Below are 12,407 nucleotides of genomic sequence, written 5' to 3' on the forward strand. Positions count from 1 at the left end.
CCGCAATCAGTCTTTGCGGCGGAAGGTCAGGTAGTGTGGCGTACGGCCTTCACGCAGGGCCTTCTGTTCATAGCGGGTGGAAATCCAGTCATCCCAGGGCTCGCGCCAGTCAGCAGGACGCTCGGCCAGCCATTCGAACCCGGCGCGCGGCACCTCTTCCAATGTCTGGCGCACATAGTCGGGAATGTCCGTAGCAACGCGAAAAATAGACCCCGGCTTCAGGGCACGGGCCAAAGGCTCCAGATGTTCCTGCGTCACGAAACGGCGACGGTGGTGCCGTGTCTTGGGCCATGGGTCGGGATACAGTAGGAAGGCGCGAGAGATGCTGGCCCCGGGCAGAACATCGAACAGATCGCGCACATCGCCCGGATGCACCGCCAGATTTTCAACCCCGGCTTGACGAATCTTACCCAACAGCATCGCGACGCCGTTAATATACGGTTCGGCCCCAATAATGCCGATATCGGGGTTGCTGGCAGCCTGGTGCACAAGATGCTCACCCCCACCAAAGCCGACCTCAAGCCAGACGTCCCTGCCATCGAACAGAGCGTTCAGATCCAGCGGATGGCGTTCGGGATTGGTTTCCCAATCCACCGCACCCGGTGACAGTGCATCAAGGTCTTCGTTCAGATAGGTCTTTTGGCTGGGCTTCAGGGTTTTCCCTTTGAAGCGGCCATAGAAGTTTCTGCGCGGGCGTTGTGGGGTCTGGGTGCTCATGGCGGTGGCCATACTGCGACGCCGAGGTTGGTTCAAGAGGGGCGTAGTAATCACCGTTCAACAAAAAAGCGCGCCGATGTCGGCGCGCTTTGATAATTCGGATCAGACCGTGGCTTTCAGCGCATCGGCCAGATCGGTCCGTTCCCAGCTAAAACCGCCATCCGCCTCGGGTTCGCGGCCAAAGTGGCCGTAAGCCGCCGTGCGCTGATAGATAGGCTTATTCATCTGCAGGTGCTGCCGGATACCGCGCGGGGTTAGATCCATGACCTGACCAACAGCCTTTTCGATTTCTGCGTCCGGGATTTCACCAGTGCCGTGAGTGTCGGCATAGATAGACAGCGGCTTGGACACACCAATCGCATAGCTTAGCTGGATCGTGCAGCGTTCTGCCATTCCGGCGGCCACAACATTCTTGGCTAGGTAACGCGCGGCATACGCGGCCGAACGGTCCACCTTGGTCGGGTCCTTACCCGAGAACGCGCCGCCGCCGTGCGGGGCTGCGCCACCATAAGTGTCTACGATGATCTTGCGCCCGGTCAGACCTGCGTCACCATCCGGGCCACCGATCACGAATTTGCCAGTGGGGTTCACGTGCCACTCGGTTTCGTCGCTCAACCACCCTTCGGGCAGTGTTTCACGGATGTAAGGCTCAACAATCGCGCGGATGTCGGCGGAACTCAGCGCTTCGTCCAGGTGTTGTGTCGACAATACGATCGAGCTGACACCCACAGGTTTGCCGTCACGGTAAACGACCGACAATTGCGACTTGGCATCAGGACCCAGCGCGGGTTCGCTGCCATTCTTGCGCACTTCGGCAAGACGGCGCAGGATCGCGTGTGAATACTGGATCGGTGCCGGCATCAGCGCAGGCGTTTCCGTGGTCGCATAACCGAACATGATGCCTTGGTCACCGGCACCTTCGTCCTTGTCTGCGGCGGCATCCACACCTTGGGCGATATGTGCGGACTGTTCGTGCAGCAGGTTCGTTACCTCGACGGTTTCGTGGTGGAACTTGTCCTGCTCGTATCCGATGTCTTTGATGCAGGCGCGCGCAATCTCGTCGATGCGGCCCATGTAGTCGTGCAGCTTTTCCTGATCAGTCAGACCTACTTCGCCACCGATGACGACCCGGTCGGTCGTAGCAAAGGTTTCGCACGCCACGCGCGCTTCGGGTTCTTCATTCAGAAATGCGTCAAGCACGGCATCAGAAATCCGGTCACAAACCTTATCCGGGTGTCCTTCGGAAACGGACTCCGAAGTAAATGTGTAGTTCTGTCGGGACATGAAAGTGCTCCATTAAGGTTTTCCCATCACGCCAGGAAGCCGTTGTGATGAGCATGCAAGGGGATACGCACCATGAAACACAGCGTCAATCCAAAATTACCGTTGTTGTCTTCTGGCGTTGCGTGAAAGCAGCGCATAGAGCGCCAACAGCGCGACAAAGACCGGTGCATCACCCAGCCGGGCGTACACTGTCGGAGCCAGCGCACTGGGCAATGTCGCATCGACAAAACCGGCCTGCCCCAACGGCAAAGCTTCTGTAACCCGACCCAGCGGGTCAATCATCGCTGACACTCCGGTATTTGCCGACCGCATCATTGGCAACCCTTGCTCGATGGCGCGCATTTGCGCCTGAGCCAGGTGCTGGTAAGGTCCCGAGCGCGTACCGAACCAAGCGTCATTGGTGATCTGCAGCAGAAAATCGGCACGACCCGGTGCAGACAAGACGTCCTGAGTGAAAACCGCCTCATAGCAAATAAGCGGCAAGGCTTTCCCCAGCTTGCCAGCGTCCATCAGCGAAGCCCCCGGTCCGGCGCTAAAGCCATTACCGGTGGTGGCAGCCATTCCGTAAATTCCGAACTGAGCCAAGATGTCACCAAATGGGACATATTCGCCAAAGGGCGCCAGATGATGCTTGTCATAAAGCCCCTGCTGCCGGCCATCTTCATCCAGATAGATCATCGAATTGTAAATGCGCGGGCCGTCCCCTCTCTGAATACCCAGAAATACGGGCGTCCCCTGCGCGGCATCGGCGATTGCGGTCAGATAAGGCTGCGCACTGCCCAGCCATGCAGGAACCGAGGTTTCCGGCCAGACAATCAAATCCGGTCGCGGGGCCGCCGCCGTAAACTCTAGTTGTCGGGCAAAAAACAGCGGGGCGTAATCCGGATCCCATTTCTGATGCTGGGGTGCATTTGGTTGAATGAGGCGGACAACATTGTCAGTGTCCGTAACAACCGGGCGCGACATGGCATAAATCAATGCGAAACACGCGGTTCCAACGGTCAGGACTGACGGAACCACATAGCCATCGCGCCGCGACAGCGCGGCCCCGAGCGGCAAAGTCGCCAGCAAAGTCACCGCGCCCAGCCCATATGGCCCGAACAGAGACAATAGCTGCGCGACCTGTGTATTCACCCAGACCTGCGCCAGCCCCGCCCAGGGAAACCCCGTCAGGACATAGCCTCGGGCAAATTCCAGCAGTGAGATTGAAATCGCCAGAAACACGGCCTGTGATACGCCATCGCTGTCGGGACGCCGCACCAGCCAAAAGGCAAGCGCCCAAAACAGAGCGAGGCCGCCTGCCATGAATGTCAGGGCAAAAGGCGCCATCCATCCGTGACGCTGGACATCAACGAGGAACGGTTCGACAATCCAACTGAGCGCATGTGCGAAATACCCGGTCGCGAAGGCCCAGCCCAACCACGCCGCCCTCGCCCGCGTCTCAGTCGTAAGAAACAGAGGCGACAGCAGGATCAGTGCGATCACTGTTGCCGGCCAAATGCCGAACGGAGCAAGCCCAAACGCCGCGATCGCGCCCAGCAGAGCTACGGATATTAACCGCAACCAAAACGGCCAGCCCTGTGCAGGGTTCATTCAACGCGATCCGGCAACATGACACGCAGACGTTTGATCCGGCGCGGGTCGGCGTCAATCACCTCGAACTCGGGACCTTCGGGATGCAACACGACCTCGCCCCGTGCTGGGACGCGACCAGACAGCATGAAGACCAATCCGCCCAAGGTGTCGATTTCTTCCTCGTCCACGTCCTCGTGACTTGTCAGAGAACGCCCTATCTCGGCCTCAAATTCCTCCAAGGGGACGCGGGCTTGCACGACATAGCAGCCGGGCTTTTCCTGTATCCAAAGCTGGCCTTCGTCGGCATCGTGCTCATCCGCAATCTCACCGACCACCTGTTCGATCAGATCCTCGATCGACACCAGACCATCAACACCGCCGTATTCGTCAATCACCAGCGCCATATGGCGGCGTTCGGTCTGCATCTTCGTCAACAACACGCCAATAGGCATCGACGGCGGCACAAACAGCAAAGTGCGCAGCATCGAGACCAGATCAAACTCTGAACCCGTGCCATTAAATCCGTGCGTAAGCGCAAAATCCTTGAGGTGCACAAACCCCAAAGGCGTATCAAGCGTTCCCTCGTAGACGGGGATCCGGGACAGGCCGCTGTCGCGGAAAACCTGGGCCAGCTCATCCTTGCTGATTGTCGAGGGCACAGACACGATTTCCGCCGTCGGAATAGCCACATCTTCGACCCGCATTCGCCGCAGATTAATCATGCCGCGAGGCTGAACCATGTCGACCTCATGTCCATTGGTCGCGCTGACCTCTTCGTCGCTCTGCGGCGAGAACGCGTCCACTATTCGAGAAAAGAAGCCAGCATTTTTGCTGGCATTTTCACCGCTGTCCTTCGGTTGCGCGCTCTGCGCCGCCATAGAACTGCCGTCTGTATCGCCCATAATCCTGTTCCAAATGATCGGCCAATGCGGCCACTGTTACATACTATATGGGTCATCTATACCCATTTTGCCAAGTATCTCGACTTCGACCTCTTCCATCAAAGTGGCGTCGGGGTCACGGATGTGGTCATAGCCCAGCAAGTGTAACACTCCGTGAATGATCAGATGCGTGACGTGATCGTCCATAGTTGTGTTGGCGTCGTCCGCTTCGCGTGCGCAAGTATCAAAGGAAATCGCAATGTCGCCTAGCGCGATTTCGCCCGTAAAGTCTGGCGCGGGTCGGGCAGGTCTCTGCCCCGCTTCGTCAGCGGTCAGCTCTTCGGCTGGCCAACTCAGCACATTGGTCGGAGTGGGCTTTTCCCTAAATTCCGCGTTCAGATCAGCAATTCGCGCATCATCGCAGGCCAGCAGGCTGACTTCGCACAGCTCGGCGTCCAGATCGCAAAAGTCCAAAACAGCCTTTATCGCGCGCGCAGCCAACGGTTCAAGCTGTTGCCAGCGCGCATCTTCGATCGTCACTTCCAGGTTCATCTCACCGTGTCCAAAGCCCTGTGGCTGCAACCGGGACGACTATGCTTTCTCGCGGCCCGAGTCGGCCTCATACGCTTCGATAATGGCGGCCACAAGCGGGTGGCGCACAACATCCTTGGACGTGAAGTAGTTGAAGCTGATGTTTGGTATCGTATTCAACAAACGCTCGGCATCGGCCAGCCCTGACTGAACACCGCGCGGCAGGTCAACCTGCGAGCGGTCACCGGTGATCACCATTCGGCTACCTTCACCCAGACGCGTCAGGAACATTTTCATCTGCATGGTCGTGGCATTCTGCGCTTCATCCAGCACAACAAACGCATTCGCCAGCGTACGTCCCCGCATGAAGGCCAGCGGCGCAATTTCGATTCGCTTTTCTTCAATCAGTTTGGCCAACTGCTTTCCGGGAAGAAAGTCATTCAATGCGTCGTACAGCGGCTGCATGTAAGGATCGACCTTGTCTTTCATGTCGCCGGGCAGATAGCCCAGCTTTTCGCCAGCTTCGACTGCAGGGCGGCTGAGAATGATCCGATCTACATGGCCTCCGATAAACATCGACACGCCAGCGGCCACGGCAAGATAGGTCTTACCTGTACCGGCAGGGCCAATTCCAAAGGCCAGTTCGTTCTGGAACAGCGACTGGACATAAGCCTTTTGCGCATCCGTGCGCGGCTCGACCAGTTTCTTGCGCGTCTTGATTTCGACCGTGCCGCCTCTGAACATTTCGAGCTGGTCACCGTCGCGGCTGCCGGTTCCCGTCTCCGAGCCACCCATTCGCAGCTCGCGGTCGACATCGGCCGCTTCGACGTCACGTCCGCCTTCCAAGCGCGTGTATAGCGCCTGCAAAACCTCGATGGCCTGCTTCTGGGCGTCTTCGTCACCCATCACGGCCAGCTGATTCCCGCGGCGCACGATCTGAACTGAGAGCTTTTGCTCAATATCTGTCAGATTGCGGTCATATTCCCCGCACAGGTCTATTAACAATCGGTTGTCTGGAAACTCAACAAACGCTTCGCGCTGAGGCATTTCATCTTGCGGTGGGTTTAGGGCACCGATGGCCAATCCGCTCTCCTGTCTTGGCGTTTCACCTTGAGCGTAGACAGGAAGTCTTGGTGGGCGCAAGCCACAGTTTCATTTTTTCCGCCCAAATGGCAAAACCGCCAATGCGCCCGGCCCGTGCGCTGCACCTGTTGGCGCCGCTGTTTTAGTCGGCGTGTCAGAACCGATAGTTCAAACCCAGCTTCAGTCCGCGATATTTTGGTGTCGATCTGGTTGAGGTTCCATTGCCGAAATCCACGTTTTCAGCGCTGAACTGAACGTATTCGAACTCACCCGTGATCGACCAGTGTTCGGTCAGGTTATGTTCGGCTCCGATGCTGGCGGTAAAGCCGCTGCGTCGGCCGCCACTTTCGAAGAATTGAGAGCCCCCCTGGACGGCCTGTCTGCTTGTTGTGTTGATGTCGCCATTCACATATCCAGCCGACACAAAATACAACACTGTACCGCTTTTATTGGTCAGGCCATTGCGCAGCCGAATCGAGAACACGTCCGATATTTCGGACCCGCCCGTGACCGTCTGGCCGTTGATCTGGTTGGAGGCGTCATCGCTAAGCGAGCCGAACTCGTACCCAAGCTCAAACCCGTAAACATAGTCGCGCCCGCCGCGCGCAGGCAAAACGCCGCGCCACCCGGCACGCACGCCACCCAACGAACCGCTCAGGTCCAGGTCGCCTACTTCCGAGGTTCCGCCGGGTCCAGTCAGTCCAAATCGATCGTCGCCCCCGAAAGCGTACGCGCCCGTAGCACCCAGATAAAAGGCGCTGACGTCACTGCCGAACCGTTTTGGGTTGACGACAGGAGGGTCAGAGAGACCTTGATCCAGATTGCCTGCAGCGGTCACGCCGGGAAGCACCGAAACAGCGATCGCGGTTGTAAGGGCGGATCTCAACAGCCGCCCAGAAAAACGTTTCAAAGTCTTCACTCGTACCCTTTCCATTCACCGACCTGCCCATCCCGTCGGCAAGAGATGAGGTTTCCCAAAGGCACAAAACACTCGACCCCTAAGCAACCTGATTTTTCTCGGAACATAATTCCGAGTAATAAATCAAGGGTAAATTTGGAATTAACAAATCCGTATGGTTTCCAAAATCCAAATAACGGACGCGTTAGCGCAACGCACCCGCCAGTGAATTTGCGCCCGATGACATGATCCGGACATCGCGCAATTCGCCCACCGCAACATCAGCGTCAGATACGTGAACCGAATGAAGATACTCGGATTTTCCGACCATCTGACCTGGCAGACGACCCGGTTTTTCAAACAGAACTTTCACGTCCCGACCAACCATCGCGTCCTGAATCTCGCGCTGGTGACGGGTAATCAACCCCTGAAGCCGCTGCAGACGGTCATCCGCAGCCTTGGGATCAACCTGAGACCGCTCAGCCGCCGGTGTTCCGGGGCGGGTCGAATATTTGAACGAATACGCATATCCGTATTTGACCTCTTCCACCAAATCCATGGTGGCCTGAAAATCCTCTTCGGTCTCTTCAGGGAAGCCGACGATGAAGTCGCCGGACATCACGATATCCGGGCGCGCGGCGCGAATGCGCTCGATCAGGCGCAGATAGCTCTCGGCGGTGTGGCTGCGGTTCATTCGCTTGAGGATGCGATCCGAACCCGACTGAACCGGCAGATGCAGATAAGGCATCAGCTTGTCGCACGTCCCGTGCGCCTCGATCAGGTCGTCGGCCATGTCGTTGGGGTGTGAGGTGGTGAACCGGATCCGCTCCAGCCCGTCGACCTTGTTCAGCTCCCAGATCAGACCGGCCAGCGTCATGTCACCATTCGGACCAGCGCCGTGATAGGCGTTGACGTTCTGCCCCAGCAGAGTGATTTCGCGCACCCCGCGTTCGACCAGATCGTTCGCCTCGCGCAGGATACGATCGGCGGGACGGCTGACTTCGGCCCCCCGCGTATACGGCACTACGCAGAAGGCACAGAACTTGTCGCAGCCTTCCTGCACCGTCAGAAATGCGGTCGGTCCGCGTTTCGCCTTGGGACGGTTTTTGAGTTTCTCGAACTTGTCTTCTTCGGGGAAATCAGTGTCCAGCGCCTTGGCACCGGTGCGCGTCTTCGCCTCCATCTCGGGCAGGCGGTGATAGCTTTGCGGACCGACAACAAGGTCAACAATCGGCTGGCGGCGCATAATCTCTTCGCCTTCTGCCTGTGCAACACATCCAGCAACACCGATCTTGAGGTCGGGCTTTTCGGTCTTCAAACCTTTAAACCGGCCAAGCTCGGAATAGATTTTTTCCGCAGCTTTTTCCCGAATATGGCAGGTGTTCAGCAGGATCATATCCGCATCATCGGGGCTTTTGGTTTCCACGTAGCCCTGACCGCCCAGTGTTTCCGCCATACGCTCGCTGTCGTATACGTTCATCTGGCAACCATAGGTCTTGATGTACAGCTTTTTGGGTTCTGACATGAAAACGGCCTTTGCATTCGCGGGATCGGCGTCGTCTATACCCTACGAACGCCGCTTGCAATGGCGACGCGATTACCCGATTTTGACCCGAAACTCCAGCAAGGCGGCAGCGGACAGGCAATGCAATACGAATCTCTCGACTCTTTCCTGCAAACGAACAAGGCCGCTTTGGCAAAGGGACCCCTCGCGTTGGTTTTTGTCGAAGATGACGTCGAAACTGATAGCACCATCCGTCATCATCTGAATCTGGGCTTCAAGTCCCTGATCGTGTTCATGCCGCAGGAATTTGCGCTGGACCCCGAGCTTGAGGACCGAGTTCACCGCGTCTCTCTCAGCTGCGTCCCGCGCACCGTCGTGTTTGAGACGATCAACAGGATCATTCAGGCGGCGCCAAGTTTGTGGATGTATTACTGCTTCAACGCCGAGTACCTCTTTTTTCCCTTTTGCGAGACGCGCACAATCGGTGAAATGCTGGCGTTTCACACCGAAGAACGCCGCGACTCGATGCTGAGCCATGTTGTCGATCTTTATGCCGAGGATCTGAACGAATTCCCGAACGGCGTCGCACCTGAACACGCGATGATGGATCGCACCGGGTATTTCGCCCAGGCGCGGCTGGATTCGATAAAGCACCCGAAGGAGCGCCAGCTGGATATGTCTGGTGGTTTGCGATGGCGGTTCGAAGAACACGTTCCCGCTCAAAGCCGCCGAATTGATCGGATCGCCCTATTCAAATCCAAGCAAGGATTGTCATTGCGACCGGATCACACGTTCAACGACGAAGAATACAACACGTATTCCTGCCCGTGGCACCACAACCTAACGGCTGCGGTGTGCTCGTTCCGGGCTGCCAAAGCCTTGAAAACCAACGCAGGATCTACTTTCGACATTCCGACATTCCGCTGGCGCAATTCGATTCCGTTCGAATGGTCGTCAAATCAGTTGCTTGAGTTGGGGCTGATCGAAACGGGCCAGTGGTTCTGACCCGCCTCAATGACCTATCCGGTGTCTGATCACCGCCGCAGCAACATCGGAAACCAATCCTCGCGCAAGCGCTGGCCCGGAACCATGTCATGCCCCGGAAACGGCGGCGATGTCCGGCCTGGCCGCTCGACATATCGCGCATCGTCACCAACCAGACGCAGTGAAAACGCGCGGCGGCGGCTGTCGGATTGATTTCCTCGCGCACCGTGAAGCGTGCGATAGTTGAAAGCAACCGCGTCGCCCGGATCCATCTCAAACTCGACAACCCGCATCCCTTCGGCATCCGGGTCCGGGGCCGGGATGTACTGGCCTTCGTCGGGAAAGAACCCATCTTCCGACACCCAGCGAGTCGGCAAGACCTCTTTCTCCCACCGGTGCGAGCCTGCCACACAGCGCAGTGTGGCTTGCGTGACCGGATCAAGCGGCGACCAAAAGCTGATCGTTTGCTGCCCTTCAACAAAGTAATAGGGCCCATCCTGATGCCACGGCGTCGCCATCGAGGTTCCGGGCTCTTTGACCAAAACGTGGTCGTGGAACATCTGCACTGTATCCGACTGCATCAAATCTGCCGCGACTTCTGCCGCCGGGGATTCGTGAATTACCGTCTGAAATTGTTCAATGCGCGACCAATTGCAATAATCGTCGAAAAACCGACCCGTCTGGCCTTTTTTCTTGTTCTCGGATGCATAAGGTCCGGGATCCGCCATATTCGCTGCCACACCTTCGCGCAGGGCCTCAACGTGATCGGCAAATAGCCCTTTGATCAGGACCACGCCGTCCCGTTGATAGGTGTCGATCATTTCGTGAGTAACCAAGGGGTGCGTCATGTCTGTCTCCGTGCCGGTGGTACGACGATCTGCACATGGATGACCCCTCTGTTCAAATAATATCTTTCTAAGGTAGGTTTAATTTCATGTTATATATTTCACTTCGCCAATACGAATATGTCTGTGCTATCGGCCGCTTCGGCAGCTTGTCTGCCGCCGCGCAGCAGCTGAACGTGTCACAACCGGCGCTGTCCACCGCTCTGACGCGCGTCGAATCGCATCTTGGCCATCCGCTATTTTCGCGAAAACGCGGGGCCGCGCTGGCGCTGACCCCGCAAGGACGCAGATTTATCGAAGACGCGGAAAACTTGCTGACCAATGCGGCCCGGCTTGAGAAAGCGGATCAAGTCAGTGCAACCAGGGCACAGTTACGATTGGGGTGTTTCGTGGATTTGGCCCCGTTTTTGCTGGCCAAGGCGCTGCGCCCACTGCGCATGGCACTGCCGGATTTGACCGTTTCGTACAAGGTAGACGGGTTCGAAGGGCTGATTACCGACCTGATCGACGGGCGCATAGATTTGGCGCTGACTTACGGCCTGAGCATGGATGCCGGATTTCAACAGCAGACCCTTTTCCCCAGCAGGCCAAACGCCATCATGGCCCCGGACCACCCATTGGTGCGCGCGCCGTCTGTTTCGCTGAGCGAGCTGGCCGCCCATCCGCTGATCCTGTCAAACGAAGGCCTCTCATCACAGCACGTGCTTGGACTGTTTCGGCAGATCGGATTGCGACCTTCAGTGGCACACCGGGCGGCAACGCTGGAAATCCAGCGCAGTCTTGCCGCTCATCACGAGGGGGTTGCGATCAGCTATGCCACCCCGCCCTCGGACGTCAGCTATGACGGAATGCCCTTGGTCAGCCATCGAATCCTGGATGACATCGCTGCGGAACCTGTGGTCCTGGCCCGTCATGGCACCGGCCCTACAGAGCCACACATCGCGCAGGCGGAACAGATTCTGATGGAGTTTTTGGCCTGAGTTATTTTTTCCGCAGACGGATCACCACATCGACCGACGCGATCTCAACGCCCTCGGGCGCTTCGGGCAGGCGTTGAATCACCAATTGATCCGACGGCGCATCGCTCAGGCGGCTTTCGTCTTCCCAGAAAAAGTGCGGATGATCGTGGGTATTGGTATCGAAATAGCTTTTCGAACCATCAACCGTAATCTCCTGCAGAACTCCGGCATCACAAAACGCGCGCAGCGTGTTGTAGACCGTTGCCAGAGATACCGCGTCCCCATTCTTTTTGGCCGCCTCAAACAGGCTTTCGGCAGTGACGTGCCGATGGCGTCCATCGCCGACTAAAAGCTCGGCCAAAGCGACACGCTGGCGCGTTGGGCGCAGCCCCGCGTCAACCAACCAATCTGTAGCTCTGTTCTGGCTCTGAGGTGTCATCAATCCGAAACCCAATTGTTGCTGAACCATATATAGGTGCTGTGTTCGGGTAATTTCAAATGAAATTCATTCGCAAAGAATGCCGTCTGCACAACAGGATGTGACGTGCTGCTCTTGCAGGACCTTGCATACGGGTGCTAGACGAGGCCAGATATAACGAACGGACCCCTGGCAGGAGAGGCGGCAGAATGGCCCAATTCCCGAGCAGCTTTGACAAGGACGATCTGCTGAAATGCGCCCGTGGCGAACTATTCGGCCCCGGCAATGCGCAATTGCCTGCACCTCCGATGCTGATGATGGATCGGATCACCGACATCTCGGCCGATGGTGGCGCGCATGGCAAAGGCCATATTCTGGCTGAATTCGACATCACCCCTGACTTGTGGTTCTTTGATTGCCACTTCCCCGGCAACCCGATCATGCCCGGCTGTCTGGGGCTGGATGGCCTGTGGCAGCTGACCGGTTTCAACCTGGGCTGGCGTGGCTGGCAGGGACGCGGCATGGCCGTAGGCGTAGGCGAGGTCAAACTGACCGGCATGGTCCGCCCTGACCGCAAGATGCTGACCTACAAGATCGACTTCAAAAAAGCGATCCAGACCCGCCGCCTGACCATGGGTGTGGCGGATGGTATCGTCGAAGCGGACGGTGAAATGATTTACGATGTCAAAGACATGAAAGTCGTTCTGTCCGAAGCCTGAGCCTGACCG

13 protein-coding genes and 1 riboswitch are annotated in these 12,407 nt (G+C 57.4%); of the genes, 3 read left to right on the forward strand and 10 right to left on the reverse strand.

Translation table 11 applies throughout. The annotated features are described in order from the left end of the window. Window positions 1-6 precede the first annotated feature (6 nt). The 8 genes from trmB to miaB all read right to left on the reverse strand — a co-directional run bounded on the left by trmB (window position 7) and on the right by miaB (window position 8,494). Window positions 7-717, reverse strand: coding sequence for a tRNA (guanine(46)-N(7))-methyltransferase TrmB (gene trmB / locus AC2FLJ_RS16815; RefSeq protein WP_282170745.1), 711 nt, complete (start codon window positions 715-717; stop codon window positions 7-9). Between the two features lie 102 nt (window positions 718-819). After that, entirely contained in the window at window positions 820-2,001 is a 1,182-nt protein-coding gene (gene metK, locus AC2FLJ_RS16820) for a methionine adenosyltransferase (RefSeq protein ID WP_496699709.1), read from the reverse strand. Window positions 2,002-2,006: 5 nt separating this feature from the next. Then, window positions 2,007-2,055, reverse strand: a riboswitch (SAM-SAH riboswitch). Window positions 2,056-2,097: 42 nt separating this feature from the next. Beyond that, entirely contained in the window at window positions 2,098-3,594 is a 1,497-nt protein-coding gene (gene lnt / locus AC2FLJ_RS16825; RefSeq protein WP_496699710.1) for an apolipoprotein N-acyltransferase, read from the reverse strand. Further along, on the reverse strand, window positions 3,591-4,478 hold the full coding sequence (locus tag AC2FLJ_RS16830; protein WP_496699711.1) for a hemolysin family protein: 888 nt from the start codon (window positions 4,476-4,478) through the stop codon (window positions 3,591-3,593). The genes lnt and AC2FLJ_RS16830 overlap by 4 nt, the downstream gene beginning before the upstream one ends. A 36-nt stretch (window positions 4,479-4,514) precedes the next feature. Continuing rightward, window positions 4,515-5,009, reverse strand: coding sequence for an rRNA maturation RNase YbeY (ybeY, locus tag AC2FLJ_RS16835; RefSeq protein ID WP_496699712.1), 495 nt, complete (start codon window positions 5,007-5,009; stop codon window positions 4,515-4,517). A gap of 39 nt (window positions 5,010-5,048) precedes the next feature. Beyond that, window positions 5,049-6,071, reverse strand: a complete 1,023-nt coding sequence (locus tag AC2FLJ_RS16840) for a PhoH family protein (RefSeq protein WP_058273235.1) — start codon at window positions 6,069-6,071, stop codon at window positions 5,049-5,051. Window positions 6,072-6,225: 154 nt separating this feature from the next. Beyond that, window positions 6,226-6,981 carry an outer membrane protein gene (locus AC2FLJ_RS16845; RefSeq protein ID WP_234999079.1) on the reverse strand — a complete coding sequence of 252 codons (756 nt, stop codon included), beginning with the start codon at window positions 6,979-6,981 and terminating at the stop codon, window positions 6,226-6,228. Between the two features lie 193 nt (window positions 6,982-7,174). Next, window positions 7,175-8,494: a tRNA (N6-isopentenyl adenosine(37)-C2)-methylthiotransferase MiaB gene (gene miaB, locus AC2FLJ_RS16850; protein ID WP_282120722.1), complete on the reverse strand. Its 1,320-nt coding sequence runs from the start codon at window positions 8,492-8,494 to the stop codon at window positions 7,175-7,177. Between the two features lie 120 nt (window positions 8,495-8,614). Here miaB and AC2FLJ_RS16855 point away from each other — a divergent pair, with 120 nt between their 5' ends. After that, entirely contained in the window at window positions 8,615-9,478 is an 864-nt protein-coding gene (locus AC2FLJ_RS16855; protein ID WP_496706837.1) for a hypothetical protein, read from the forward strand. Window positions 9,479-9,507: 29 nt separating this feature from the next. Here the strand turns inward: AC2FLJ_RS16855 and AC2FLJ_RS16860 are convergent, their stop codons facing one another. After that, window positions 9,508-10,305, reverse strand: a complete 798-nt coding sequence (locus tag AC2FLJ_RS16860) for a phytanoyl-CoA dioxygenase family protein (RefSeq protein WP_496706838.1) — start codon at window positions 10,303-10,305, stop codon at window positions 9,508-9,510. Window positions 10,306-10,391: 86 nt separating this feature from the next. Here AC2FLJ_RS16860 and AC2FLJ_RS16865 point away from each other — a divergent pair, with 86 nt between their 5' ends. Then, entirely contained in the window at window positions 10,392-11,282 is an 891-nt protein-coding gene (locus tag AC2FLJ_RS16865) for a LysR family transcriptional regulator (protein WP_496706840.1), read from the forward strand. A 1-nt stretch (window position 11,283) separates the two neighbouring features. On the opposite strand, the gene irrA is transcribed toward AC2FLJ_RS16865, so the two are convergent. Then, window positions 11,284-11,700 (reverse strand): iron response transcriptional regulator IrrA, encoded by a 417-nt coding sequence (irrA, locus tag AC2FLJ_RS16870; protein WP_058273233.1) that lies wholly within the window; start codon window positions 11,698-11,700, stop codon window positions 11,284-11,286. Window positions 11,701-11,888: 188 nt separating this feature from the next. Here irrA and fabA point away from each other — a divergent pair, with 188 nt between their 5' ends. Continuing rightward, window positions 11,889-12,398 (forward strand): bifunctional 3-hydroxydecanoyl-ACP dehydratase/trans-2-decenoyl-ACP isomerase, encoded by a 510-nt coding sequence (fabA, locus tag AC2FLJ_RS16875; protein ID WP_058279458.1) that lies wholly within the window; start codon window positions 11,889-11,891, stop codon window positions 12,396-12,398. Window positions 12,399-12,407: the final 9 nt, after the last annotated feature.

It is taken from the genome of Ruegeria sp. CDSA034, from assembly GCF_059612275.1.